Here is a 26,099-nt window from a genome sequence, read left to right as displayed (position 1 = left end):
GAAAATTAATCTTAATATTATTTTTATGAATCTTAGATATCGATCTAAACCAGCATTTGCAATATAGAACTCTCTATTTGGAATAATCAACTTTGTGGTTTGCACAAAGTTTTGAGTTAATATTGAATTAAATAAAAAATCATTGTCTTTACTGTAGGACAATGATATGTTTGCCATGAATCGATCTCCAAAGTTACCCAGATTATACCCCAAAAATACTCTTTTAGAATTAAGCTGATTAAATTCTCCTGTCCCTCTTGAAAAACTCCTGTAACCCTTATTTATATAATTTTTATAAAGATCCGATATGTTAGCATTAGAATTTGAGTTTTCTATATACGAAACCATCTTGTTTTTTTATTGATTTCCCAGTTAAAATGAAATTTGGAGTTGATCAAAAAGAGAGATTCCTTTTGTTTTATATTAAACTCACTTAATTCATTAAACAATTGATGGCCTTCGAAATTAACAGATATACTTGCATTACCCAATTTCTTTCTATATCCAGAACTTATACCATTTTAACTTTGAAATAGTACGTATAGAAATTGAATTTATTTTTTAAGTATTCAAGGCAAAAAGCTTGTGCCAGACTTGATCTGGTATCAAGCATAGCTGTAGTGGACGGGTATCCTACAAAGAATTGGTTAATCCTTATCCCGAACTCATATTAATTAAAAAAATCACTATAAAAAAGAAGGTGTTTGAAAATTCAAACACCTTCTTTTTTATAGTATATGGATTCCAGCCTGTACTGGAATAACATAAATAGAATATTAGTTATTCAAAGCTTCTGCTCCACCAACGATTTCTAAGATTTCATTAGTAATAGATGCTTGTCTTGCTTTGTTATACGATAACTTAAGAGCGTTTCTAAGCTCTGTAGCGTTGTCTGTAGCTTTATGCATTGCTGTCATACGTGCACCATGCTCAGAGGCAAATGAATCCCTTATTGCTTTATACAATTGTGTTTTAAGTGACTTGGGAATTAGTTGTTCTACAATTTCTTCTTTTGATGGCTCAAAAATATAATCCAAATTTACATTCTCTTTGCCTGCTACAGGTACAATAGGTAAAAACTGTTCTGTAGTCACGTCCTGAGAAGCTGCATTTCTGAATTTATTGTACACAACAACGATCTTATCGTAAGATTTATTGGTAAACAATTTCATTAGCTCTTCTGCAATTATAGCTACATTAGCAAAAGTAAGATCGTCATATACGTGGCTTTTATTAGCTACAACGGTATGTGTTTTTGAAACTACATCATTAACTTTTTTACCAATAGTAACAAAATCAACTTGTTTACCGGCATAAGTATTTTGATATAAGTCTCTGGATGCTTTAATAATATTTGTATTAAAAGCACCTGCCAAACCACGATTAGAAGCAATTGCTACAACTAATACTTTGTTAACTTCCCTGTCTTCTGCATACGCACTTGCACTATCCCCGTCTAAAGAAGCGCTTAAGCTTTGTAATAGCTCTGTAAGTTTGTCTGCATAAGGACGCATTGCAGTAATAGCCATCTGTGCTTTATTCAACTTTGCTGCAGATACCATTTTCATAGCACTGGTAATTTGCATTGTTGAAGATACAGAGGTAATTCTACTACGTAATTCTTTTAAGTTTGCCATTTTATTACAAGTTATGAGTTATGTGTGATGAGTTAAGAGTTTTTAATAATTTTCACTAAATTTCTTATTAACTCATCACATTTACTCAATAAATCGTTTGGAATTTCCATAATGGTCTCTTCAATAAAAGCCAAAATTGGGTTTCATTGCCTCCTTTAAGGCTATTCCAAACTTATTTTTAAAATCTTTAATACAACACTTGGTTGTGTTTCGCGAGCATTAACTCTTATATCCAGATCTTAAGACTTGAGATGCAATCCCATATTCTTTCTTTTTCTTTAAAAGCTGAGCAAAACGAACAATATCTCATGCTAATTCAAAACTTTTATTTTGAATAGTACTATTGCTCAACCCGCTCATAACTTTTAACTTAAGACTCTGAACTAATTTTTATATTTTGCTGAAATTTCTTTACAAGCCAGAATTAAAACATCGATTACCTCGTCCGTTAATTTTCCTGCTTTTAAAGTATCTAAAGTATCTCTATGCTTTGCATTAAGATATTCTATATAATCACTTTCAAATTCTTTTATTTTATTTACAGGCACATCTCTTAATAAGTTCTTAGAACCAGCATAGATTATCGCAATCTGATCTTCTACAGTATATGGGTCATTTTGTGCTTGCTTAAGAATCTCTACGTTACGTTTTCCTTTTTCGATTACATTAAGTGTTGCAGCATCCAAATCAGAACCAAACTTAGCAAAAGCTTCTAATTCACGAAACTGTGCTTGATCTAATTTTAAGGTACCTGCTACTTTTTTCATTGATTTAATCTGTGCATTTCCACCTACACGAGATACAGAGATACCTACGTTAATTGCCGGACGGACACCAGAGTTAAATAAATCTGACGTTAAGAATATCTGACCATCGGTAATCGAGATTACGTTTGTAGGGATATATGCAGAGACGTCACCTGCCTGTGTTTCAATAATAGGTAATGCAGTTAACGATCCTCCTCCTTTTACTTTATCTTTTAAAGAATCCGGAAGGTCATTCATATCTTTAGCAATTGTATCATCTGCAATTACTTTTGCAGCACGCTCTAATAACCTAGAGTGAAGATAAAAAACATCTCCAGGGTATGCTTCACGACCTGGTGGACGACGTAATAATAAAGATACCTCACGATATGCTACTGCTTGTTTTGATAAATCATCATAGATAATCAAAGCAGGACGACCTGTATCTCTAAAATATTCTCCGATAGCTGCACCAGCAAATGGGGCATACACCTGCATTGGCGCAGGATCTGAAGCATTAGCTGCTACAATAGTTGTATATGCCATTGCTCCTTTATCTTCTAATACTTTTGCTATTAATGCAACTGTAGATGCTTTTTGCCCTATTGCTACATATATACAATATACTGGTTCTCCAGCATCATAAAATTCTTTTTGGTTTAGGATAGTATCGATACAAACCGTTGTTTTACCTGTTTGACGGTCACCGATCACCAACTCACGTTGTCCTCTACCTACTGGTACCATTGCATCAATAGATTTAATACCTGTTTGTAAAGGTTCTGTTACCGGTTGACGAAAAATTACTCCAGGAGCTTTACGCTCTAATGGCATTTCGAAAGTTTCTCCTTCGATTGCACCTTTACCGTCGATAGGGGCTCCTAGTGTGTCTACAACACGACCTACGATTCCTTCTCCTACATTTATAGATGCAATACGTTGTGTACGCTTTACCGTTGCGCCCTCTTTTACTTCTGTAGAAGAACCTAAAAGTACTACCCCAACATTATCTTCTTCAAGGTTAAGTACAATACCTTCTAATCCAGATTCGAACTGCACTAATTCTCCATATTGAGCATTAGATAATCCGTATACACGAGCGATACCATCTCCTATTTGTAATACTGTTCCTACCTCTTCTAATGAAGCTGTTGCTTCAAATCCAGATAATTGTTGTTTTAATATTGCTGATACTTCAGCAGGATTCACTTCTGCCATAACTATTATTATTTCTCTTGATTATTTACAAGAGTTGTTATAAAAATTAATTAGTCCTTTATATAAAATTCCGCAACCTTAATTGCTGATTCTACTTTTGTATAATCTAAATTCTTCAGTTCTTCATTTAATTCTTTTCCTAGATATTCTGAAAGCCCTGTATTGTTTTTTTCTGCATTACCTGCATTAAATTGAAACCCTTTTTTTTGGTCTTTTCTCAATATTCCGTATTTATTTTCAACAACATCCCGCACTACTACTGTCTTATCATTTTCTGATATTATTTCATAATACAAAGAAGTATCAAAACTAAGAGAAGATAAAGCTCCGTCAACCAATTCTAATCCTTTATTCTTCATTTTTGCTCCCAGGTAACATGTTTCGGTTTGATCCTCATTGATAACACAAAAACGAATTCTTTTTTTAGATGCAAAAGATTTATACTTTTCCTTACCTTTTTCATTAATATATTTCAATCCTACACCATTTCCATAAGTATGTCCTACTTCAACCATGCCAGGACCATCAAAAGGATCGGAAGGATCATTTGGTTTCTTAATTTCTTCAAACGCAATTCCTATTTTACCTTCCCATTTTTTATCATCTTCATCGATAATATATCCCTTCTTATCATAAATATTTAAAGAGTTTCTTTTTCTTGTTTCATAATCATCTTTATCCTTTTCATATTGAATAGCTTGTTCTTCTTTTTTCTCTTGATATGCTATTTTTTTTCCTTCATTGATTTGATTACCTAGTACATATCCCTTAGCAACAATATTTTCTACTAATTCTGTAAGAAAATATTGATTGCTTATACCTCCATTTAATTGGGTTCTGTTTTTGTAATCAAAAACAGAACTATTTATCAAAGATACAGTAACAGGAGATAAAATATCAGTAGTGGCCGTAGCAATTAAATTATTATCCAAATCATATATTTTGATTGGCGTAGTTCTTGTGTCGTGATATTTATCCGGAGCATTTACAGTTCCTATTACTTCTGTCCCCATTCTTCCTCCTGATACAATAGTTGTCAAGTCATTTTTAACAAAAGGTTCTATTTTGCTTACCCTATCATCAGCTTCTTTTTGTTTAGCTTTCCCCTTATTTGCTTTTGCCTTAGCTTTACTTTCTGTTGTTGTATTAAAAAATTCTGTAATCTTATTTTGATTTACTGTTCCTTCAATTGTGAAAAATTGATACTTATTCATCAAATGATTTACTATTCCTTTTTTTCCACCACCAAATTTTCTATCAAGATCAACACTATTTGTTTTTTCTTTACTTGGATCAGAAATCTCTAACCATGTTTCTTTTACACCATTAGGAGACATCATTTTTCCTATGTGCTCTACTATTACAAATACATTAGATGTCGAAACATCAGAAAAAGTAAGAATATGGTGAAAATCACCAATAATTCCTCCTTTTGTTGTTATATACTCTGATTCAACTTTAATAGGTATTTCCACCTTATCAATAAGAATAACACCTTTCTTTATTTTAATTTTTTGAGCCGAAGCTGAAAAAACAAAAGTTAAGATTCCTAATAATATTAATATTTTAGAGGTGTTCATATAATTTAATTACTTAATTCTCTTCTTAAGTTAGTAAGCTTATTTGCTATACTAGCATTATATTGCAAATCTCCTACTCTTAATATAAAGCCACCAATAATACTTTCGTCTATGGTATTTTGTATAGTAGCTTCATTTCCTGTTAGTTCTTTTATCTTAGACAAAACTTTTGCGCTTAATGCTTCATCCAATGGTACTGCTGTGATTACTCTTGCTACTTGAGTATTATTTAACTTATCAAACAAAGCAATATATTGTTTAGCAACATCTGCCAGTAAAGCTACTCTTTTATTTTCGATTAATACCTCAAAAAGTTTTTGTGAGATACCTCTGGTATTTTTAAATATCTCGCGTAATGCAGCAAGTTTAAGTTCTCCATTAATCAGCGGACTGTTTAACACCATTCTTAACTCGGCACTACCATTAACTGTAGCGATAATACTTTGCATATCTTTTTGAATATCCTCGGTAGCATTTTTATCCTGAGCTAAACTCAAAACTGCTTTAGCATAACGTATTGCTGCTCTACTCATTTAATTTAGTTTAAAGTAACATCTCCCAACATAGACTCTACTAATTCTAATTGTTTGTCTTTGCTAGATAATTCTTTTCTCACTACTTTTTCAGCGATCTCTATAGAAAGTTCTGCCACTTGATTTTTTAACTCGGCAATTGCTGCTTTTTTCTCGCTTGCTATTGTTGCTTGTGCTTGTGCTACAATTTTATCGGCTTCGGTTTGAGCTTCAGATTTTGCTTCGCTAATGATGTTTTCTTTAAGTTGTCTTGCTTCTTTAAGCATTCCATCACGCTCTGCTCTTGCTTCGTTTAAGATTCGTTCGTTATCTGCTTGCAGGTTTTGCATTTCTTTTCTTGCTTTCTCAGCAGACTCTAATGCATTTTTAATTCCTTCCTCGCGATTAGTTACTGCATCAAGAATTGGTTTCCAAGCAAACTTTCTTAATAATAATAGTAAACCTACAAAGATTAAAATCTGCCAGAAAAACAGACCGAATGAAAAATCATTTATTAACTTCTCCATTATTAATTATATTTTTTTCTTTATTGTTTAATTTAAAAAATCTAATAACAACAACTGTAACCAACCGTTACAGTTGTTGCTTGTAAATTAAGATGCGAATAACGCAGCAAATCCAATACCTTCGATAAGTGCAGCTGCAATAAGCATTGCTGTTTGTATCTTACCAGATGCTTCTGGTTGACGAGCGATAGCATCCATAGCCTGACCACCAATTCTACCGATACCTAAACCAGCACCTATTACGATTAAACCTGCTCCAACAATTCCTGGAATTTCCATAATTATATAATTAAAAATTAAACGTTCAAATTTTAATGATGTGCCTCTTCATTTGCCATACCAAAGTACAACGCAGACAACATCGTGAATATATATGCTTGTAAAGCTGCAACTAATAATTCTAATATAGATAGTGCAAATGCCAACCCAAAGGATAAAGGACCTCCGATCCAGTTTTTAAACAAAAAGATCATCCCTATAATGCTCATTAATACTACGTGACCTGCGGTCATGTTTGCATATAAACGAATCATTAATGAGAATGGCTTGATAAAAACCCCCAATAATTCTATCGGTGCTAAAACCACTTTCATAAAAGTTGGTACTCCCGGCATCCAGAAAATATGCCCCCAATAGTTTTTGTTTGCTGTTAGGTTGGTAATCAAAAATACGATTAATGCCAACGCAAATGTAATTGCAATGTTTCCTGTAACATTAACCCCAATTGGAGTCATACCAAGCAGGTTCAAAAACCATATAAAGAAAAAAACCGTAAGCAAAAAGCTCATGTATTTTTTATATTTTTTTTCGCCAATGTTTGGAATAGCAATATCATCTCTTATAAACAAAACCAAAGGTTCTAAAAAACGTCCCACCCCTGTTGGTATGCTATTGTTTTTTTTGTAAGATCTGGCAAGACCTTTAAACATAAAAAACATAAGTAAGCTTACCAATAGCATACTTACTACGTTTTTAGTAATAGAAAAATCAATTGGCTTAACATTGGAAGGATGGTGATGCTCATCATAATTAATTGTTCCTTCTGCATCTGTTTTGTAGACTTTACTATGATACAGTTTGTAATAATCACCATTAACCTCGGCAACAGCATCTCCATGATGGAACTTAGAAGAAGAAAAAACTTTTAAACCATTGTCCCATAAAATTACTGGCAACGGAAACCCAAAATGGGTACCTGCTTCTTTATCAGAAAACAATGTAAAGTCATGTGAATCTTTAAGGTGATGATCGATAAATCCTTTGATCTCTGTTTTTAAATCTCCTTTACCTTCTTTTTCCGATTCTTTCGCAAATAAATTCGAAGCCGTAAAGACAAAAGTAAAAATCAATAAAAACTTAACTACAGTACGTTTTTGCATTACACGTATAATTTCGGTTCCTAAATTTCGGTGCAAATGTACATAATTATGTTAGATTCTTAAACTATTTTGACTAAATAAGTTGGAGAATATAATCAAATATTTATATTGCTGAAAAACAATCACTTATAATAATTCAAAGTTTTAGAAATACAATATACTTCTAAGATTAAACAGATAGCGTAGGCAATAAAAAAATCTAAAAAGATATTTTTATGAATTTCATAACCGGCTAGTTTTGTAATCCCCATAAAAAACCCTATTTTTATGAGGCTTCCTGCCATAAAAACAAACCCGAGTTGGTCTTTAATTTTTTTACTTAACAGCAGTATTGTGATTATAAATATGATGGTAAAAATGCTATTAAACAGATAAGAAAAATGAATGATATCCATATTTCTTTTTAAGAGGAATGCATTTATAATACCTATATGAATACAATAACCTGTAACAATTACAATTATAAATAGAAATAAAAAACGTAGTAAACTCTTACCCATTATAAGAACTAAGAAACTATTATTATTTACAGAAAAAAGATTTAATTATCCGGCTTGTTAATACGATCTAGTTGCTTAATCACTAAATATATAGATGCGGTTACCCCAAAAAGAATAAACCCCATAGTAAACCATTGTTTTTCGAGTTCACAATAAGCGTCTAATTTTTTACCGGCATAGGCACACAAAAATATGGTAGCTCCCATCTGAAATGCTATTCCTGAGAGAGCTGCGTATTTTTTAAGCTGATTTCCCTTGCCCTTGTTGTCCTGTTGGCTGGGTTTGTCCTGTTTTTTGTTCACTTGGTTTACTCAAAGATTTAACACCGCCTTTCATAGAACAAGATGCATTAAAGTTTGCTCCTGGTTCTACTGCTAATTTACCTACTGTAACTTCGCCTTCGATATGTGCTGTTGGTTTTAAAGACAGGGTGTTGGTTACGATAAGTGTTCCTGAAAACTTACCTTCAAAATCTGCATCAGAGCACTCTAATGTACCGTTGATAAATCCTGATGTACCTACTACTACTTTGCCTGTAGTTTTAAAAGTTCCTTCGATAGTTCCTTCTATCCTAAAACCTCCTTCAGAAATTATATCACCAACAATTTTGGTTCCTTCTGAAATTTTGTTCTGATTACGTGAGAAATCGGTAACATTTCCTTGATCTCTTCCTTTTTTATTGTCTGAAAACATAATGTATAAGGGGGATTAAATGATTATTCTGTTTCTTCTGTCTCGACAGGTTTATAATTTTCCAGATTTTTATGAATCTGCAAAATTCGATAATTAGGGGATGCTATAATAAAATATGGGTTTTCTATCTTTTGATAGTACTTCTTTTTTCTATCCCATTTGGTTAGATCGACACCTCGGGTATCTTCTGTTTTACCTATAGACAATAACTCTGCCAGACCTTCTGCGGCTAATTTATTTCCTTTTGTGTGTACTACTATAAACTGTTGATCTTTGTCATACACATCCAAAGAAACCTTCATTTTTTCATATCTAAGTTCTTTGATAACGGCTTCGATAAGTTCTTTTAACCCTTGTGCTTGATTATTTCCTAAGGTCGAAAAAGGGTAGATCAATTTATGATTTTCTTCTTGCTCCAAACCTGTTAAAAATATATTGTTTTGTGTTTGCGGGATGGTTACCTGATAAATAGTTTGCGCTTTTTTACCTTCGGGGCTTTGAGGATAATTAAGGGCAACATAATTAAGTGCTTCTTTATATGCATCAAATCCTCTATATCGACCTATTGCCTGAGCTTTTAATAATTCAAATTTTGGCAAAAATTCGTCATCTCCTCCAAATTTTGTAATCATTGTTTCGCTTTCTTTTATAACAGATGCATATTTTTGGTTTTGAAAATCCCTATACAACCTGTTATATATAGCTTTTGGGCTATTCTGATCTTCTTTTAAAGCTTCTTCCGGATTCTGAAGAATCTTAGCATATCTGGATTCGCCATGGTTATTAATAATGTCTTGTTTGTATAAATTTGATTTTGATATATTTTCTTGTAATAAATAGATTTTATACAAATTATATTTTGAAGGGACAATCAAACGTTCTTCCGGATTGCTTTGTAGCAAGTTTTCGAACTTATCCACAGATAAATCATACTCTTGAAATTTTTCTTTATAAATAACCCCAAGTTGATAATATGCAAAGTTACGATCTGTTCTTAGGCTATCGATCGTAGTTGGGTCTGTTGGTAGCTGAGCTATATATGTTTGTGGATCAAATACCGGATCGGTATCTATAGAATATTCTGTTTTTTCCTTTTCTTCTGTTTCTGAAACTGCTCTTGGGTTAGAGATACTTGATACTCTCCAATTATCCTGTAGTTCTCTATTGCCATAAGTTCTCTTAAAAGTGGTTTTACCATAAGCTACCGTAGTTTGGTTATAGAAATAAAAAGTAGTTTCTTTTGCTTTTGGTCCTTTTTCGTTTGTTCCCAATCCTCCTGGTTGTTTAAATCTTTGCTCAACTGGCAATCCGTCTTTTATTTTGGCTATTTCTGCTGCCTTTTCTGCAGCGATAGCTTTTTCTTTTAAAGCGTTGGTATACTCAGAATAATAAGCGATTTTTTCTTCTGGTGACATTGCAAACACAGTAAGAATACTATCATTTGTTTTAGCTATACCTTCATACAAAATTACATCATCCAGATTATCCCGTTTTTTCTTTAATACTCTATATCGCTTTGAGTCTACAATCATTCTTTGTAGTGTACTGTCATAATATGCTCCAGAAATTGCATATTCTTTTTTATCAAAGTTAATATCCCCTAATGTATAGTAATTTATGGATTCTAAATATTTGTCATCAGATTTTGTACGCAGTGATTTGTTATAATATGTCACTGCCAAATCTATAGAATCCAGGGTTTTAAAGTATTCTGCCTTTTGGTTGTATATTTTGTCTAAAAAAGGTCTGTTTTCTCTATTTTCTTCCAGATCTGTTAGCAATTCAAGAAATTCTTCTTTGTTACCTGTTTCATAATTAAAATTTCGGGCTTTTGCCATATATGCATTCATCATATATCTTCTTGGCGTTTTTCTGTTTAAATCAATTACCTGATCAAAAACATAGTTAGCACTATCCTTATATCCTAATTCATTTAGCAACTGCCCTTTTATATACAAGTAACGACCTCTTTCTTCATTTTTTTTGGTATGTACAGCCGCTTTAGCAATATAAGTAACCGCAGAATCTTTTTTTTCCAGATTAATATATGCCTGGGCCATCATAGCTACTGCATCTGCATAATCCTGAGAGTCCATATATTCTTGTTCGATCATTCTGGTAAGATCTTCTATTGCTTTTTCATTATTGTCCAAACGAAGATTAGTTTTGGCTTTCCAGACTTTGGCATGATTAATTGTATTGCTCGAAGGATATTTATATAAAATATAGTTAAAAGCTTCTAGTGCCGGCACAAATCGCTGTTCAAAATATCTTGCTTTACCTAATAATAAAAAAGCTTCATCCATTTTTGGATTACGCTCTCTATTATCAATTAGCATGCTATGCTTTTGAATTGCTTTTACCGATTTTTCTTCAGCTCTGTCAAAATTTTTATTTAGTACCTCACCAGGAAGCCTGACATCCTCACTTACAATCATTCTTTCTACTGGCAATAGCTCCCAAAAATTATCCTTGTAAGACTGGATAATCTCTTCCTTACCATCATCATAAGCTAATCGCCCGTTATATAGCGTATTATTTTTTGTAGTAACATCATGCCATACACGATTTACAAACTTGTCTTTTTTACGAGAACAAGCCAATGCTACAATAGCCAAAAGTACCACCAAGGTGGTTTGTGATATTTTTCTTCCCAAACCAGATAATTTATATGTGTGATAACTAAAAAAAAAGTTTTTTAGTATGTTTATAATATACAAAATATAGAGTGTACGTTGTAAAAATACATTTCTTTCGTTAAAAAACAGGTTGTCGAGATATTTTTTGTGTTCAAATGTTATATTATTATACATCATTAGCTTTAAAAACAAAAATTTAGAATTTTTAAACAAAACAATCCCACCTTATTAAACTTGATTTTTTGTTTATCTATAATGCATTAATCCTCTTCTAAAATATGGCAACCATACGATATTGCTTACTTATACAAGCAATCTTAATTCTTTTTATTTCTGGGGGTATCTTTTTTAAATATAAGAGAAATCTAAAAAGCTGGACTATCGCTTTTTTTTCAGGAATATTTGGTTTAGAAATTTTAGTATTTCTTTATGGAACCAGCAAGATCTCCATAATATACCCTCAATTTTTAGGTTGGTTTTATTTTAATATGGGCTTTCTATATGGTCCCTTTTTATGGTTTCATTTTCAATCTTTTATCTGTGGCAAAAACCGATATTCAAAAGTAGATAGTTTACATTTTATAGCTTTTATAATCATATATATATATTTAATAGATGTGCTAATAGTTCCTAACGAAGAACGTATGCAATACATTAGGATTCATTTTTTGGATAGAATAATGCCTATAAATTATGCCAGAGCCGTTCATCAGTTACTATATGCGATTATTATCCTTTATATAACTGGAAAAAATAAAACAAAGTTATCTTCAAATGTATTAATTTACTTACTCACACTTTCTATTATATATATCTGTTCTACTCTAATTATTTCATTTTTCACCTTATTTGCCGATGGATGGCGTCAATTTGCATATTACTACTTGTTTAATAATACTATGATTTTTGTAATTGGAATCCTTCTGTACAAAAGACCAGAGTTTCTTAAAGAGATGAAGAAAAAATATTCAACCTCAACATTGAATTATAATGATATGATCCTAATTCAAAATAAAATTAATCATTTGTTTACTCATGACACGGTCTTTCTAAAAAACGATCTTACCATAGGCTATTTAGCGGAGAAGTTAGATGTGAAATCCTATCAAATTTCTCAAACTTTTTCTGAACTTATCAGAGAAAATTTTAATGATTATGTAAACAGGCATAGAATTGCATATTCTCAAAAACTACTAAAAAACCCTTCTTATACTATTTATAAAATAGAAGCCATAGCGATAGAATCTGGTTTTAACAATAAGGTTACTTTTTACAAAGCTTTTACAAAATACACATCAACCACTCCTTCTAAATACCGAAGCCTAAATAAAAAGAGTAAAAAATAATTTAAGTTAACGTTTTACAAAGGTTTTTATGCTTCATAAATCATGATTGGCAGGTAATTTTATGATGAATATTAATTTATTAATCCGTTAAATACAAAAAATCATGAAAAAGTATTTCTTAAAATCAAAAGGGCAAATTTTAAAAACTTCATTTGTCTTAACATGTTCCATTTTATTATCCATTTTTCTAATGACTCCACTAGAGAGCCTGAATGCAAACAACTTAAAAAAGCCCGCTTTAGAAAATATGGATTGTACTACTGGATGGAGACCAGTGGGCGAAAGTTGTTCTTGTATCGCTAGTTTTTGTTCAAAATATAGAATAGATAGAAAATATCGTTTTTGCGGAGGAATGGAAATAGCAACTAATGAATATCGAGATGTCTTTATCGGCTTTTCTATTGGGTGTAATTAATCTAATCTTTTCTAAATTTTTAACTAAAATATATACCATGAAAACACACAAGTTTATAGTTTATATCAGAGTATTCTTCATCTACATACTTATATTTACAAGTTGTAGTAAAGAAGACATCATTGTTTTTGAAGAAACAAAAGAAAAAGACTTGAATTTTGAATATTACAAAATTGATTTAAGCAAACCTTATACCGATCTATCAAAAGATAAAAGATTTAAAGATTTAACAAAGCAACAAGTTTTAAGTATTCTTAAATATTATTCGCCTAACACTATCAGTACATCAAAGCAAAACTGTAGTAACTGTGTTCATCATGTAACAAGTATCGATTCTAGACTTATGCCTTCGGATTCTGGCTGCGACATACATTACAAATGGACAAATACAGGATGTTTAAAAGGAAAGATGAAATTAATTAATAGTTGCAACCCTACGGTAGGTTCGGCAGTAATAATGGATACAGGAATACCTGAGGGACATGTAGCCTATGTAGAAAAAATTGTTTATCAATTTGGAGATCCTTTACTTAAAATTAATGAAGGTAACCGACCTAGTGGAGTATGTCGTACAGTTTGGTTGTCTGTTGATGACGCTATGATTAAAGGATACCAAAATCCAAATAGAAGCATAAATTGTTCAAATGGGCCTTTTTATGCTTGTGCATCGCCATATTCAAGCTGTTAGTATATACTTTTAAATAAATCAAGATTCAGGTTTTTTTAATCGTAAATCGCCTGAATCTTGATTATTCTATATCCAAACTACTCTCCTTACCAAAATACTCTTCCAATTCTTTTAGAGTGGCTTCTGAGGTAGAAAGATCTTTTACTACAACCCCTTTATCCAAAACTACTATTCGCTCACAGACTTCGGTAACGTGTATTAAATCGTGACTAGATAATAAAATGGTAGTGTTTGGATCTGCAGATAATTCTTTAATTATTTTTTTTAATCTAATCTGGGTAGTTGGATCCAAATTGGCAAATGGTTCGTCTAAAATAATAACTTCTGGATTACCAATAAGTGTTGCGACAATTCCTACTTTTTTTTGATTTCCTTTAGAAAGATCTCTTAGATATTTTTTTTGACCTAAAATTTCTCCATGAAAAAAATCTTCAAATTGGGATAATAAAGCATCTACATCTGCTTTGTTTTGACCACGAAGTTCTCCTATAAAATAAAAATACTCTTCCGCAGTTAAATATCCTATTAAAAATGTTTCGTCTATAAAGGCCGAAGTAATCGATTTCCATTCTTCACTTTTATTAACTTTAATACTATTGTTTTCGATATACCCTGTAGTTGGTTGTATTAAATCTAATAAGGTACTAAACAAGGTTGTTTTTCCTGCTCCATTGTTACCTACAAGTCCAAAACTTTTTCCTTTTTGTATTTCCAAATGCTCAATATTCAATACGGTATTTCCTGTGTATGTTTTGGTAAGGTTATGTATTGTTATCATCGATTTTATTTTTTTTGTTTGTATGCAAAGAGTGTTTTATACTTCTCTGCTTTATAAATTCTTTCTATTTTACTAAAAACAGCATCTTTAAAAGCAAAACCTGCTATTCCTGCAATTGCCACCAAAGCATATCCCAAATAAGGATTATAGGTATAATAGCCTATGGCATATAACACCATTGGTAAAGCCATTTTTGGCAATGCAAGCATCATGGTTTTTATATTAAACGCTTGTTTGTCCCCAAATGCATTTTTGTTACTGGTTAAATCAATTGGTGTTTTTACATAAGCTCCTGCCCATAATACTATATGAGAGTTTACCCCTATATTATAGATTGCTGCTACTACTATTGCCAGATAAACTTCCCATCCATAGTACAAATATCCTGATGCTAAAACTGTAGAAATTAATGTTGCAATTACCATCAACCACCATTTTGAGGATAAATATTCTTTATACCGAATGTTCTGACTCATTAGTAATGGATAATAAGAACTATCCCAACTAGGAACAAACTGACCAAAGCTTAATAGAAATCCCCCTGTGACAAAAATTGCTGCAAAAATCCTCCAAACTGGTCCATCATAGGCTTCTACAGCACCAGTAAAAAACAATAATCCGTAGAACAAGAATAAAAAACTAACTATAACCGTGGATCTGGCTCTTTTATTCCTTTTAATCAGCTTTATATCATTTTTAAGAAAGGTTGCGGTTTTACCAAATCTGTTTAACCAATCCAGATTTTCTGTTTCTATATTACTTGCCTTGCTTGCCAATCCTTCATCCAGATATAAATCTTTTGTAAAAGACCTAAAGGATACTATCCATAACGATATCAAAATAATTATGGGTGCGATAGATAAAAAAGGAATCTGGTATAATGCAGTAAAGAATGGGGCGGTATAAATCGTAACATCAAAGTATCCAAAATATTGTAGCACTCCAAAAATGGCTAAAACACCTCCTATAATAAATATGAGGTTATCTTTTTTATTTAAAATTATATTTAGGAAATTGTTACCGTAAATTAATGCAATCAATCCTATATTCCATAATAATACGTTAATAGCAGGATGTCCATTTTTTATCAATACTATAGAGAATGGAATAAAAAAGAATGTATGGATTATATTAAAAAATGAAAATATTGTTTTGCCAAAGGCAAAGTGTACTATTTTATTTTTCTTAAACGGAAGAAGCAATAGGGGTTTAATATTTATCACGGGCATTTTTTGCAGGGCATACCGAAGCAACAGATCAAATACAAACCAATAAACCAAAAACTTGTTTATAGTATCTAATGGATCCAAATTTAGGTTTTCTTTGATAAAATAATAAAAACCAACACCGCCAGAAGTCATCATAATGATAATCCATATTGCCCAGAATCCCATAAACAACTTCATAAATAGCCCAGAAGTTAAAGAAGCTGACCTCCAAAAAGATTTCCATTGCAGTGTAATAAAATGCTTAAACATAAAGAAGGGTGTTTATACTACTTAGTAAGCAAAAACACTATTTTGTTACAAAAAAATATCGCAAGATGCAAATACGATATGATCAAGTGTACTAAAAATTTCTTTCTTTTGGACGTGACCCAAGGGTCGAGCTATCCGCTTTTACTCCTCGTACTTCCTGCCGTCAGACTGTGGGGTAACCGCTACTATCTCTCACGCAAAAAAAGTGGACTCTATTTTATACTATCGCAAAACGTTTTTTGTAAAATATTACTAAATAAATCATTGTTTTTAGACTACTTACAAAGAAAATTGTCATAATCCCTAAATTAATATAATAAAGAGGCGAAGGTTCTTCAATCTGTGGGATTATGTAGTAATTCAGTGCAAAAAATAAAGACACTAATGCCCCAAAGTTACCAATGAAAGAGAATTTCTTTTTTCCAAAAACAAACAATGGAATAAACATTACCATTACCATAAGAAAAGTGGGAAAAAACAGTGTCAAAAAACTCTCGATATGAAAATAGGAATATATATTCTTAAACACCCAAAAACAAAGTATACTGGCAAAAATCACTTGCCATGAGTACAAATTTTTCAAAAATTGTTTTGTTACACTTCTAAAAATTTTCCAATCAAAAGATTTACTGCCTTGTTTTTCTAAGGATGCTTTATTTTGTACCATGTAGTCTTTAAAAATAGAATAAAAGCCTCTTTTGTCCCCATCATTCATCTTTTCTTCAATTTCAGAAGCTACATGATCTATCATTTCTATCCTAATATCTTCATAAAAAATGTCAGAATTTGACAAATATGTATCTATAAACTGGATATCCTCTTTATTTAATTTCTTTTCCATATCAAGTAATGTTCCATTTTGGATTTACAATAGTTTGCATAGTGCGGATATATTCTTCTAGTTCAGATAACCTATTAGCCGTTTCTTTTGTCCCTTTTTGAGTAAGTTTATAGTATTTGCGAATACGATTATCTACTTTTTGCATTTCTACATCCAACAAACCTTCAGCTTCTAATTTATGAAGTGCAGGATAAAGAGCTCCTTCAGTAATATTAAGTTCTCCCTTAGTAATTTCTTTCACTTTTTGAGTTATCTCATATCCATACATCTTTTCGCTTCCTTCCAAAAGTTTTAAAATAATGGTATTGAGACTACCTTTATATAATTTAGAATTTCCCATTCTTATAAGAATTTGCGATCAAATATATACATAATATTCTTATGCATACATCTTTTAAATATATAATTTTGTAAGAAAACATATCCCCTTCTGCTGTATTTGCTATTTTTGCAAAAAAAATTGTAATGTCTGGCTTTCATAAATTATCCATACAACGTGTTATTCGAGAAACTGTTAATGCTGTTTCTATTATATTTGAAGTACCATCGGCTCTTAAAAGGGTATACTCTTTTGTTCCGGGGCAATATGTTACCATAAAAACCTCTGTTGAGGGAAAAGAAATCCGCAGAGCCTACTCTATTTGTAGTTCTCCTAAAAGTGATATACTTAAAGTTGCTGTTAAAGAAATACCCGGAGGGTTATTTTCGGTTATTGCAAATACTAAGTTAAAAGAAGGGGATATTCTGGAAGTACACTCCCCTGAAGGGAATTTTTTACTTACTCCTAATTCTGAAGTAAACCATACCTATGCTGCCTTTGTAGCTGGTAGTGGTATTACTCCTGTAATGAGTATGGTTAAATCTGTTTTGGAAGAAGAACCTAAAAGTCGTTTTGTATTAGTTTACGGTAATAAATCGATTGAAGAAACTATTTTTCATACTGAACTATCTGAATTACAAACAAAATATGCTGATCGTTTATTTATTGAATTTGTATATAGCAGAAGTGAACCAAAAAATGCTCTTTTTGGTAGAATTGAAAAGCCTGTAGTAAATTATGTGTTAAAAAATAAGTATAAAGATTTTTCTTTTCATTCTTTTTATTTGTGTGGTCCTGAAGAAATGATCAATACTGTAAAAGATATTTTATTAGAACGAGGTGTTGAAAAAGATTCTATTCATTTTGAATTATTTACCAGTAGTGCTGAAAAAGCAGAAATTGATACTAATCTAGATGGAAAATCTACTATTACTGTAATTGTTGATGATGAAGAATTTAACTTTGTCATGGATCAAAAAAAGACTATTCTTGATGCTGCTTTAGATAAGGATATTGACGCTCCATATTCTTGCCAAGGTGGTGTTTGCAGTTCTTGTATTTGTAGAATTACCGAAGGAAGTGCAGTAATGGAAAAAAATAGTATCCTAACCGATAGAGAAATAGAAGAAGGATTAGTTCTGGCTTGTCAGGCGCACCCTACATCTGCTACCATTAAAGTGGATTTTGATGATGTTTAAACGCTTAATTTATTAACCGCTTCTACAACCGTTTCTGGCTTAATCGTGTACATTATTTTTTCATAACCAGGAGGGACTTTGTTGCCATAAATTGAAGTCGGAATCTGGTCATATTTTGCCAAATCAGATAAAATAGCATTTTCTATAGGTTGTGCAAAAGGCATAAAGCCTGCAAAAGGATGGGTTACTCCCCACAGGGTAATTGTTGGCACTCCGTACATTGCCGATAAATGCGCATTACCGCTATCCATAGATAGCATTACATCCAGATTGCTTATAAGCTTCAATTCCTCTTCAAAAGATAATTTACCTACTATATTTGTTACATTCTTATACTTGCTGTCTATATTGTTTAAAATATCCTTTTCTTCTTTACCTCCTCCAAAAAGAAAAATTTCAAATCTATTTTCTTTATCCAAAGATTCGATAACTTTAACCATTAATTCTAGTGGGTAAGTTTTGCTTTCATATTGTGCAAAAGGTGCAATACCCAACCATTTTTTTGTAGAATTTTGAGTTACAGAAAGGATCTCGGGTGTTAATGGTTGTTTTTTTGGAAACTTATGTTTTTCAAGATCTATAGGATATCCTAATGCAGAAAAAACATCTGCATATCTTTGATGTGTTGATTTTAACTGTTCAAATACTTTATTTTTTGATCTGGTAAGTGCTTTTTTTTCTGCCCTCCCTTTATCAATCTGAACTACTTTTTTTCCTTGTAATGTAAACAATGTTTTTAATACATTGGATCTTAGCACATTATGCAGATCTGCTATTTTGTGTATACCTAGTTCATTTAACTCATTTGCTAATCGGGTAAGTCCAAAAAAACCTTTATGCTTTCCGTTTACATCTGCCGGATATACCTCCAGGTTTTCAATATCTGAAAACATTGGTGCAAAGAATTTTCTTGTAAGCACCGTTAGTTTAACATTGGGACAGGCAGCCCTAAAAACCCTCAAAACAGGAACGATCATTGCTACATCCCCCATAGCAGAAAGGCGTATAACCAGAACGTTCGTTTCACTTTTTTTTAACTGCTCGCCATCCTTACTTTTCTCCACGTAATACAGGGTTTAGTTCCTCATCATTATACATTTTCATTTGTTTATATACTTTCATGTATTTATCCCCATTTTCAATATCTTTTAGCAAGGTGTCTATTGCTGTAGACAGGTCTACTTGTTGCTCTAATAATATATTTAGCTTTTTTTGGCACGTATCTTTATGTGTACTTGTTGCATCTTCTCTAATAGTTTCGGCATGCATGTGATATACTTTTAGTGCCAAAATAGATAACCTGTCTACTCCCCATGCCGGACTCTCTGTATTTATTGTAGCATTGTTTTTTGGGTCTACATTTTTATACTGTTCCAAAAAATAGCTATCGATATATTCCACCATATCTGTTCGATCCTGATTAGAGGCATCGATCTGCCTTTTCAATTTTAAAGCTGCTACAGGATCTATTTCGGGATCTCGTATAATATCTTCATAATGCCATTGTACTGTATCAATCCAACATTTACGATACAACAAATGCTCTATTGCCTGTGATTTACTATCATAAGGGTTAGAGAACTCTTGATCTACACTATCAATCTCGTGGTACTTTGCTATAACTTCTTTAAAAATGGAATTTGCTTTATTACTAAACATATATACTAATTATTTTTTTTAATATGTATTTTATAGATTGGGTTTTATATATCTCAAATTTACTGCTCTATAACTTAAATCATTTTTATGCTAAAAATACTTGTTATAATCCAAAACATAAGTTTTATGAGTACTATTAGTTTTTTAAACACGGCAACATCTATTCTTGAGCGGGTACAAAGGTATTATATTTTGAATAGTATTCCTTATATAAAGGATACGCTAATTATCTTATTATATAAATACCAGAATAAATGGCAAACAAATAAACACCCATATATTAATTTCTTTGGCAAACAAGTGATAATCCATTTCTAAATATGTGGTGCCAATTAGTGCAAGCGGCGGGGTTATGAAAAACAACTCTGACGTGCTTTTTTCCGGAGCTATAACTCCTACTCCAATAGCCAAAATCAAATACATTATAACAATGCGTGCTATAGGTTTTGTTTTTGCTGCTTTTCTTCCAAATTTAATAAGATATATAGAAAAAAAGAACACTATGCAAATTATTAATATCCCTACAGAAAAAAGATGATCTTTTGCTAAATAACCCTGAAATGAAAATGAAAAAGGTTTTATATGGGATCTAAGTGAAAAAAAAGAATCGTACAAAATTAATGTAATGCAATTGGCAAACACATAAACTGTAATAATACCTATAAATGGAATAATCCAATTTCTATAATTTTTAGGTTCAAAAAAAAATACCCCAAAAAAGACCAAAACCAAAAACCCTATACTCCAAAAATATGCCAGCGATGCCAAAGCTATACAGATAGATGCGTTAAATACTTTTGCTTTTATATTCTTTTCATTACGGATATACGAAATATTTTGTAATGCCATTAATACCAACATATTAGACAATAATACCTGAAAGCTTATTAACGATCTTGGCAACATAGCTGTAAGAAATGCGTATAATAGTATAGTAAATGTCCCTTTGTTGATAAGATCGTTTTTTTTGGCTACAAAATTAAGCACCAACATTGGAAGTATATATATAAAAAAGCTTAGCACTGTTAAAAAAACATCACTGCTGTTCACATTAAAACCCCTTTTATAATGAGCTATACCAAAGAGTAAAGCCATATATAATGCAACTGCAATATAATTAATAGGTTTAGATTTACTAAAAAAGCTTGATAACACTAGTATTTTTTATATTTTTGTACAATACAATATATATTGTTTTTATTTACCATAAAACTAATTTATAAAAAGTTTATAGTTTACTACTTTATGCTTTTTATTAAGAAAATATAAAATAAGTTATGAAAGATTTTTTTGAAGCAATAGCGTCTCTTTTTGTAGATGTATTATTTGCTCCTTTTGATGCATTAAGAGCATTAGAATTAGAAAGTTGGGCAGGAGCTAATATCCTTAATTGGCTATTTATGTTGGTTGGATTTGCTGCTTTTTTATATTGGATGAAGGAGTTAAAGAAATTTAACGATAATGATGAAGAGAATAGAGATCCTAAAGCGCATTCGTTTTTAAATTAAACTTCCTTTCTTTATAAAAGAATTTTGATTTATAAAAAATCCGGGATAGAAATTTCTATCCCGGATTTTTTATGTTTAATCAACCTCTTTCTCTGAGAAAGATTACGAAGTACATTTTCAAAAAAACATATATTGTTTTCCAGAAGAAGCTTTAGAAATTAAACCTTACAGATCAAATCCTAAATCTTTTCTGTAATACATTTTGTCAAAATGCAGCTTTTTTATGCTTCCGTATGATTTTTTAAGTGCTATTCTAAAATCCTCATCAAACGAAGTTACAGCGATTACTCTTCCTCCGTTAGTTATTACTTTTTGGTCATTATCAAGCTTTGTACCTGCATGAAAAACAACAGAGTCCAAAATTGTATCCAAACCTTTGATTTCTTTATCTTTTTCATAAGTTTCCGGATATCCTCCTGAAACTACCATTACCGTTGTAGCACTCCTGCTATCCAATTCAAGTTTTATAGTATCCAAAGACTGTGATCCTACATGAGTAAACAATTTGACTAAATCTGTTTTTACTCTTGGCAATACTACTTCAGTTTCAGGATCTCCCATCCTAACGTTATATTCAATTACTTTTGGATCATCTCCTACTTTTATTAATCCAATAAAAATAAAACCTTTGTAATCAATTTTTTCTTTGGCTAAACCATCTACTGTTGGTTTAATAATTTGTTTTTCGATTTTTGCCATTAATGCTTCATCTACAAAAGGAACCGGGGAAATAGCACCCATACCACCCGTATTTAAGCCTGTATCTCCTTCTCCTATACGTTTGTAATCTTTGGCTGTTGGTAAAGTCACATAATTTTTACCATCGGTAAGCACAAAAACACTAAGCTCTATGCCATCTAAAAACTCTTCAATTACTACTTTTTCACTTGCAGTTCCGAATTTTTTATTGGTTAACATATTCTCCAATTCAGATTTTGCTTCCTCTATATTTTGAAGAATCAATACTCCTTTACCTGCTGCTAAACCGTCTGCTTTTAATACATAAGGGGCTTTTAGTGTTTCTAAAAATTGTTTTCCTTCATTTATAGTAGCTGCCGTAAAGCTCTGATACGCGGCAGTTGGTATATTATGTCGAATTAAAAACTCTTTAGCATATTCTTTACTTCCTTCTAATTTTGCACCTTCTTTAGACGGACCAATAATCACAAGGTTTTTTAATTGATCGTCTGAAGCTAAAAAGTCGCTAATTCCTTGAACCAAAGGATCTTCTGGTCCAACTACTACCATTTCTATTTTTTCTTTTATTACCAGGTCTTTAATTGCAATAAAATCTGTTACTGCTATTGGAACATTAATTGCTATACTTGCAGTACCTGCATTTCCCGGGGCTACAAACAAAGTTTTACAAAGTGGGCTTTTGGCGATCTTATAAGCAAATGTATGTTCTCTACCTCCTGATCCTAATACTAAAATATTCATGATGTAATATGGCTTGTTTTTATGGATTCAAAAATAGTTTATTCGTGGTTGTATAACTAATTGTTTGTAATAAAAACTGAAGGTCTGATAATAGATTTTCATCTCTAATCTGGTGTAAATCTATCTTCATTAAAAAAATTTAAAAAATTTACTATCCTAATTAAATCTAATCAATGGTATCATTTCGAATAATCCTGCTACTTAAAATACTTCTTTTTTTGAGCAATAAAGGAATTATTATAGAAAAAAACACTATACCATTAAATCGAACTAACATAGACTCAAACAACAAGGATATAAAAAGAATTAAAAACACAGAAAGCGCATTTGGGTTTCTTTTCATTCTCATTGCCAGTAAAATAAAAATACTAATCAAAATACAAAATCCAATAATACCGGTTTGTAAAAAGGTTTGTAAAAACTGGTTATGAGCATTATAATTGTTTTCATAATTAAGTGTATATCCCAACTCGTTATACTTTTTAAGTAACACATCATTTGCATCTCCAACGCCATAACCAAATATGGGAGCTTCTTCTATTAATTTAATACTTGCATCCCAAGAAAGCATTTTAGATTTTTCTAAAGTAATATTTTCAAGATTTGATCTCTCACTAAAATTCTTGATCTTTGTATATAAACCCGCTACTCTAGGGTTATTAAGAAACAATATCAACCCCATAAAAAATACGATAAACATGGTGTATCTTTTTTCTTTATTTCTAATATCTATAATTAGTAACAAAGACATTATCGTCAAAATAAGATAGGATGATATAGAAGCTAATAAAAAAAGATACAAAAACAATAACACAACCACTATTAATTGTATTCCAGATTTCAATTTGTTTCTAAGATAATAACTTAGCACTAATAATATATATATAGAAACATAATTAGAATTTACAGATTTAGAAAAATTAGAACCTATAAAAAAATGATGCCATTCTTTACAGAAACTATCTAAAAATGAGAAAAGTTTAAAGTCTTGCTTTTCATTAACGAGGTATTTTAATGCATCATTTACTGCATAACATGAGTTAATAAAGAATGAAACTATAAGTCCCATTAGCAAAAAATCAAATAATCTTTTTACTGTCGCTGCATCTTCTTTAACAAACAAAAAAATTACAGGAAATAGCAAAAGAGATAAAGATCGTTGTATCAGACTAATTCCGTCTAAAAAGTTGTCTGTGTAAATGAGTCCGAAGCACATTATTAAAAAATACAATGGAAAAACGAGGACAGATTTGTCTAAAACAAATTTTTTTGGGTATTTAATTACAATAGCAACTCCAAAAACTATAGATACTATAAAAAATGGGGTTGGTAAATTAATACCTAATGGTAATAGGAAAAAAGCTATATATAAAGAGTTCCAAAACGTCATCACAACCCAATGATCTTCCTTGTAGAACATGTTAATAATCTTGGATGTTATTGTACTTAATTGCACTTGTGATGAACTCTCTTTAGAAGCAGTTAATTTTTTATCTAAATATATATTGTAGTTTTACTCTTATAAATATTTGTTTTTTGAAAATCAATAACCCCGGAGCAAACTCATGAGGTATGTTTCCAAAAATATGTTTTGTTTTTGAGGCAAGCCTCGGATAATTATTAGACTATTTATTAGGGATAAACTTCATTAATATGCTTTTTCTTCTCCTTTGATTGCATTAATGGCGGTAAGAAAGGTAATTTTAATATCGAGAAGCAATGACCAATTTTCTACATAAAAAATATCATACTTAACTCTATTAACAATATCTTTATTAGTTTCTATTTCTCCTCTAAAACCACTTACCTGAGCAAGTCCTGTAATACCAGGTTTTACAAAATGACGAACCATAAATTTATCTACATTTCTGGCAAATTCTTCATTATGTTTAACCATATGAGGCCTAGGCCCTACCACAGACATTTCTCCTTTCAAAACATTTAAAAATTGAGGAAGTTCATCTATACTTGTCCTTCTTATAAATTTTCCAATCCTAGTTACCCTTGCATCTCCTTTGGTAGCTTGATTTGCACTATTGCTGGGTTTCATGGATCTATACTTATAACAATAAAACTCTTTGTAATCTAATCCATTTCGTCTTTGTTTAAAAAACACAGGTCCTTTAGATTCTAATTGAATTAGCAATGCTATTAATGGTGTTAACCAAGAAAGAATTCCAACCAAAACAAATAAAGATAACAAAACATCAAAAGTTCGTTTTATAAATTTATTTATATAATCATCTAATGGGATTTCACGAAATGACAATACCGGAATATATTCATAATAATTAAAAATCATTTTTTTTGTAAAAATATCTTTATTATCAGGTATAAACTTCAAGATTTTTAAATTATTTTCTGTGAAATTAACTATATCTCTTAATTGGTTATTTGATAGTTCTGCTATAGAACAGTATACCTCATCTATTTCATTTTCTATTATAAAATTAAAACAGGTTTCCAAATCAAAATCAGGTTTATTTACACAGAATTTTTTTTGAAATTTATACCCAAAATCAGGTTTCTCTTTAAAAATCTTAATTAGTTGACTTGTTTTTTTGTTATCACCAATAACAACTACTTTTCTTATATTTCCTCCAAATATTCTGTACTTAGATAATAAATATAGAAAAACAAATTTAAAAAAAGTTACTGCATAGATTGTTGTAAGAAAATACTTTCCCATTTCCCATCTACTAATATTTGGTTGTTTAAAAAACCCAATAAAAGCATAAAGAATTAGCGCGAAAATCAAAAACTGTCGAATTAGTGAGGACAAAATATGAATTACTTTTGAGAATCGTTTTATATCATAAAACTCATTTTTTATAGAAAGGACAATCCATAAAACCGAAATATAAAATGAAAATAAAAGGTTTTGGTCAATATTGGTTTGAAATAATAAAGTTGTAAGATTTAAAATAAATAAATCTATCAAACAAAAAAATGGATTTATGTATGTTGAGTATCTTCTTATTTTAGCTTTCATGAAAA

Annotated in this window: 25 protein-coding genes; 5 read left to right on the top strand and 20 right to left on the bottom strand. The window is 31.0% G+C overall.

The window, feature by feature from the left end; all coding sequences use genetic code 11:
- Positions 1–776: 776 nt before the first annotated feature.
- The 10 genes from atpG to porW all read right to left on the bottom strand — a co-directional run bounded on the left by atpG (position 777) and on the right by porW (position 11,449).
- Positions 777–1,637: an ATP synthase F1 subunit gamma gene (gene atpG, locus ACZIYX_RS09040; RefSeq protein ID WP_462681896.1), complete on the bottom strand. Its 861-nt coding sequence runs from the start codon at positions 1,635–1,637 to the stop codon at positions 777–779.
- Between the two features lie 383 nt (positions 1,638–2,020).
- Complete coding sequence (gene atpA / locus ACZIYX_RS09035) at positions 2,021–3,601, bottom strand: F0F1 ATP synthase subunit alpha (protein ID WP_462681895.1); 1,581 nt, start codon at positions 3,599–3,601, stop codon at positions 2,021–2,023.
- Positions 3,602–3,651: 50 nt separating this feature from the next.
- Positions 3,652–5,181, bottom strand: coding sequence for a hypothetical protein (locus ACZIYX_RS09030; protein ID WP_462681894.1), 1,530 nt, complete (start codon positions 5,179–5,181; stop codon positions 3,652–3,654).
- Positions 5,182–5,186: 5 nt separating this feature from the next.
- Positions 5,187–5,714: an ATP synthase F1 subunit delta gene (gene atpH / locus ACZIYX_RS09025; RefSeq protein ID WP_462681893.1), complete on the bottom strand. Its 528-nt coding sequence runs from the start codon at positions 5,712–5,714 to the stop codon at positions 5,187–5,189.
- Between the two features lie 5 nt (positions 5,715–5,719).
- Complete coding sequence (locus ACZIYX_RS09020) at positions 5,720–6,220, bottom strand: F0F1 ATP synthase subunit B (protein ID WP_462681892.1); 501 nt, start codon at positions 6,218–6,220, stop codon at positions 5,720–5,722.
- Between the two features lie 87 nt (positions 6,221–6,307).
- Positions 6,308–6,499, bottom strand: a complete 192-nt coding sequence (gene atpE, locus ACZIYX_RS09015) for an ATP synthase F0 subunit C (RefSeq protein ID WP_462681891.1) — start codon at positions 6,497–6,499, stop codon at positions 6,308–6,310.
- Positions 6,500–6,531: 32 nt separating this feature from the next.
- Positions 6,532–7,599, bottom strand: a complete 1,068-nt coding sequence (gene atpB, locus ACZIYX_RS09010) for a F0F1 ATP synthase subunit A (protein WP_462681890.1) — start codon at positions 7,597–7,599, stop codon at positions 6,532–6,534.
- Between the two features lie 541 nt (positions 7,600–8,140).
- Complete coding sequence (locus tag ACZIYX_RS09005) at positions 8,141–8,401, bottom strand: AtpZ/AtpI family protein (RefSeq protein ID WP_462681889.1); 261 nt, start codon at positions 8,399–8,401, stop codon at positions 8,141–8,143.
- Positions 8,340–8,792, bottom strand: coding sequence for a bactofilin family protein (locus ACZIYX_RS09000; RefSeq protein WP_462681888.1), 453 nt, complete (start codon positions 8,790–8,792; stop codon positions 8,340–8,342). The genes ACZIYX_RS09005 and ACZIYX_RS09000 overlap by 62 nt, the downstream gene beginning before the upstream one ends.
- Positions 8,793–8,815: 23 nt before the next feature.
- Complete coding sequence (gene porW, locus ACZIYX_RS08995) at positions 8,816–11,449, bottom strand: type IX secretion system periplasmic lipoprotein PorW/SprE (protein ID WP_462681887.1); 2,634 nt, start codon at positions 11,447–11,449, stop codon at positions 8,816–8,818.
- Positions 11,450–11,709: 260 nt separating this feature from the next.
- On the opposite strand from porW, the gene ACZIYX_RS08990 reads away from it, so the two are divergent.
- The 3 genes from ACZIYX_RS08990 (at position 11,710) to ACZIYX_RS08980 (ending at position 13,880) form a co-directional block, all read left to right on the top strand.
- On the top strand, positions 11,710–12,777 hold the full coding sequence (locus ACZIYX_RS08990; protein WP_462681886.1) for a helix-turn-helix domain-containing protein: 1,068 nt from the start codon (positions 11,710–11,712) through the stop codon (positions 12,775–12,777).
- A gap of 190 nt (positions 12,778–12,967) precedes the next feature.
- Positions 12,968–13,192: a hypothetical protein gene (locus ACZIYX_RS08985; RefSeq protein WP_462681885.1), complete on the top strand. Its 225-nt coding sequence runs from the start codon at positions 12,968–12,970 to the stop codon at positions 13,190–13,192.
- 37 nt (positions 13,193–13,229) lie between these two features.
- Entirely contained in the window at positions 13,230–13,880 is a 651-nt protein-coding gene (locus tag ACZIYX_RS08980; RefSeq protein ID WP_462681884.1) for a hypothetical protein, read from the top strand.
- A 61-nt stretch (positions 13,881–13,941) separates the two neighbouring features.
- On the opposite strand, the gene ACZIYX_RS08975 is transcribed toward ACZIYX_RS08980, so the two are convergent.
- The 4 genes from ACZIYX_RS08975 to ACZIYX_RS08960 all read right to left on the bottom strand — a co-directional run bounded on the left by ACZIYX_RS08975 (position 13,942) and on the right by ACZIYX_RS08960 (position 17,317).
- Positions 13,942–14,658, bottom strand: a complete 717-nt coding sequence (locus ACZIYX_RS08975) for an ABC transporter ATP-binding protein (RefSeq protein ID WP_462681883.1) — start codon at positions 14,656–14,658, stop codon at positions 13,942–13,944.
- Between the two features lie 5 nt (positions 14,659–14,663).
- A complete protein-coding gene (locus ACZIYX_RS08970) occupies positions 14,664–16,136 on the bottom strand; it encodes a DUF5687 family protein (protein ID WP_462681882.1) in 1,473 nt (490 codons plus the stop codon).
- Between the two features lie 217 nt (positions 16,137–16,353).
- Positions 16,354–16,977: a hypothetical protein gene (locus ACZIYX_RS08965; protein ID WP_462681881.1), complete on the bottom strand. Its 624-nt coding sequence runs from the start codon at positions 16,975–16,977 to the stop codon at positions 16,354–16,356.
- A 1-nt stretch (position 16,978) separates the two neighbouring features.
- Positions 16,979–17,317 carry a PadR family transcriptional regulator gene (locus ACZIYX_RS08960; RefSeq protein WP_462681880.1) on the bottom strand — a complete coding sequence of 113 codons (339 nt, stop codon included), beginning with the start codon at positions 17,315–17,317 and terminating at the stop codon, positions 16,979–16,981.
- A 125-nt stretch (positions 17,318–17,442) separates the two neighbouring features.
- Between ACZIYX_RS08960 and ACZIYX_RS08955 the strand changes: the two genes are divergently transcribed.
- Complete coding sequence (locus tag ACZIYX_RS08955) at positions 17,443–18,495, top strand: 2Fe-2S iron-sulfur cluster-binding protein (protein ID WP_462681879.1); 1,053 nt, start codon at positions 17,443–17,445, stop codon at positions 18,493–18,495.
- On the opposite strand, the gene ACZIYX_RS08950 is transcribed toward ACZIYX_RS08955, so the two are convergent.
- From ACZIYX_RS08950 to ACZIYX_RS08940, 3 genes are all read right to left on the bottom strand, one after another.
- Positions 18,492–19,559 (bottom strand): glycosyltransferase family 9 protein, encoded by a 1,068-nt coding sequence (locus ACZIYX_RS08950; RefSeq protein WP_462681878.1) that lies wholly within the window; start codon positions 19,557–19,559, stop codon positions 18,492–18,494. The two genes, ACZIYX_RS08955 and ACZIYX_RS08950, sit on opposite strands and share 4 nt — an antisense overlap.
- Entirely contained in the window at positions 19,546–20,154 is a 609-nt protein-coding gene (locus tag ACZIYX_RS08945) for a DUF4254 domain-containing protein (protein ID WP_462681877.1), read from the bottom strand. Before ACZIYX_RS08945 ends, ACZIYX_RS08950 begins: the two co-directional genes overlap by 14 nt.
- Positions 20,155–20,388: 234 nt before the next feature.
- Entirely contained in the window at positions 20,389–21,309 is a 921-nt protein-coding gene (locus ACZIYX_RS08940; RefSeq protein WP_462681876.1) for a DUF6427 family protein, read from the bottom strand.
- 122 nt (positions 21,310–21,431) lie between these two features.
- Between ACZIYX_RS08940 and ACZIYX_RS08935 the strand changes: the two genes are divergently transcribed.
- The gene (locus ACZIYX_RS08935) at positions 21,432–21,662 is read left to right on the top strand and encodes a DUF6341 family protein (protein ID WP_462681875.1); all 231 of its coding nucleotides are present in this window, start codon (positions 21,432–21,434) and stop codon (positions 21,660–21,662) included.
- Positions 21,663–21,827: 165 nt separating this feature from the next.
- On the opposite strand, the gene purD is transcribed toward ACZIYX_RS08935, so the two are convergent.
- The 3 genes from purD to ACZIYX_RS08920 all read right to left on the bottom strand — a co-directional run bounded on the left by purD (position 21,828) and on the right by ACZIYX_RS08920 (position 26,094).
- The gene (gene purD, locus ACZIYX_RS08930) at positions 21,828–23,102 is read right to left on the bottom strand and encodes a phosphoribosylamine--glycine ligase (RefSeq protein WP_462681874.1); all 1,275 of its coding nucleotides are present in this window, start codon (positions 23,100–23,102) and stop codon (positions 21,828–21,830) included.
- A gap of 166 nt (positions 23,103–23,268) precedes the next feature.
- Positions 23,269–24,522: an O-antigen ligase family protein gene (locus tag ACZIYX_RS08925; protein ID WP_462681873.1), complete on the bottom strand. Its 1,254-nt coding sequence runs from the start codon at positions 24,520–24,522 to the stop codon at positions 23,269–23,271.
- 228 nt (positions 24,523–24,750) lie between these two features.
- Positions 24,751–26,094, bottom strand: a complete 1,344-nt coding sequence (locus ACZIYX_RS08920; RefSeq protein ID WP_462681872.1) for an undecaprenyl-phosphate glucose phosphotransferase — start codon at positions 26,092–26,094, stop codon at positions 24,751–24,753.
- Positions 26,095–26,099: the final 5 nt, after the last annotated feature.

The organism is Aquimarina sp. (genome assembly GCF_977115655.1).
Note: the sequence above shows the minus strand (reverse complement) of the source record. Positions and strands in the feature narration are given on the sequence as shown.

Coding starts and splice junctions, on each gene's coding strand:
- ACZIYX_RS08920 (WP_462681872.1), bottom strand. CDS start 26,094: ATGAAAGCTAAAATAAGAAGATACTCAACATACATAAATCCATTTTTT.
- ACZIYX_RS08980 (WP_462681884.1), top strand. CDS start 13,230: ATGAAAACACACAAGTTTATAGTTTATATCAGAGTATTCTTCATCTAC.
- ACZIYX_RS08955 (WP_462681879.1), top strand. CDS start 17,443: ATGTCTGGCTTTCATAAATTATCCATACAACGTGTTATTCGAGAAACT.
- ACZIYX_RS08990 (WP_462681886.1), top strand. CDS start 11,710: ATGGCAACCATACGATATTGCTTACTTATACAAGCAATCTTAATTCTT.
- ACZIYX_RS08960 (WP_462681880.1), bottom strand. CDS start 17,317: ATGGGAAATTCTAAATTATATAAAGGTAGTCTCAATACCATTATTTTA.
- ACZIYX_RS09000 (WP_462681888.1), bottom strand. CDS start 8,792: ATGTTTTCAGACAATAAAAAAGGAAGAGATCAAGGAAATGTTACCGAT.
- ACZIYX_RS08945 (WP_462681877.1), bottom strand. CDS start 20,154: ATGTTTAGTAATAAAGCAAATTCCATTTTTAAAGAAGTTATAGCAAAG.
- ACZIYX_RS09020 (WP_462681892.1), bottom strand. CDS start 6,220: ATGGAGAAGTTAATAAATGATTTTTCATTCGGTCTGTTTTTCTGGCAG.
- atpE (WP_462681891.1), bottom strand. CDS start 6,499: ATGGAAATTCCAGGAATTGTTGGAGCAGGTTTAATCGTAATAGGTGCT.
- atpA (WP_462681895.1), bottom strand. CDS start 3,601: ATGGCAGAAGTGAATCCTGCTGAAGTATCAGCAATATTAAAACAACAA.
- atpH (WP_462681893.1), bottom strand. CDS start 5,714: ATGAGTAGAGCAGCAATACGTTATGCTAAAGCAGTTTTGAGTTTAGCT.
- ACZIYX_RS08925 (WP_462681873.1), bottom strand. CDS start 24,522: ATGTTCTACAAGGAAGATCATTGGGTTGTGATGACGTTTTGGAACTCT.
- ACZIYX_RS08965 (WP_462681881.1), bottom strand. CDS start 16,977: ATGGAAAAGAAATTAAATAAAGAGGATATCCAGTTTATAGATACATAT.
- ACZIYX_RS08935 (WP_462681875.1), top strand. CDS start 21,432: ATGAAAGATTTTTTTGAAGCAATAGCGTCTCTTTTTGTAGATGTATTA.
- atpB (WP_462681890.1), bottom strand. CDS start 7,599: ATGCAAAAACGTACTGTAGTTAAGTTTTTATTGATTTTTACTTTTGTC.
- ACZIYX_RS08975 (WP_462681883.1), bottom strand. CDS start 14,658: ATGATAACAATACATAACCTTACCAAAACATACACAGGAAATACCGTA.
- ACZIYX_RS09030 (WP_462681894.1), bottom strand. CDS start 5,181: ATGAACACCTCTAAAATATTAATATTATTAGGAATCTTAACTTTTGTT.
- atpG (WP_462681896.1), bottom strand. CDS start 1,637: ATGGCAAACTTAAAAGAATTACGTAGTAGAATTACCTCTGTATCTTCA.
- purD (WP_462681874.1), bottom strand. CDS start 23,102: ATGAATATTTTAGTATTAGGATCAGGAGGTAGAGAACATACATTTGCT.
- ACZIYX_RS08985 (WP_462681885.1), top strand. CDS start 12,968: ATGACTCCACTAGAGAGCCTGAATGCAAACAACTTAAAAAAGCCCGCT.
- ACZIYX_RS08970 (WP_462681882.1), bottom strand. CDS start 16,136: ATGTTTAAGCATTTTATTACACTGCAATGGAAATCTTTTTGGAGGTCA.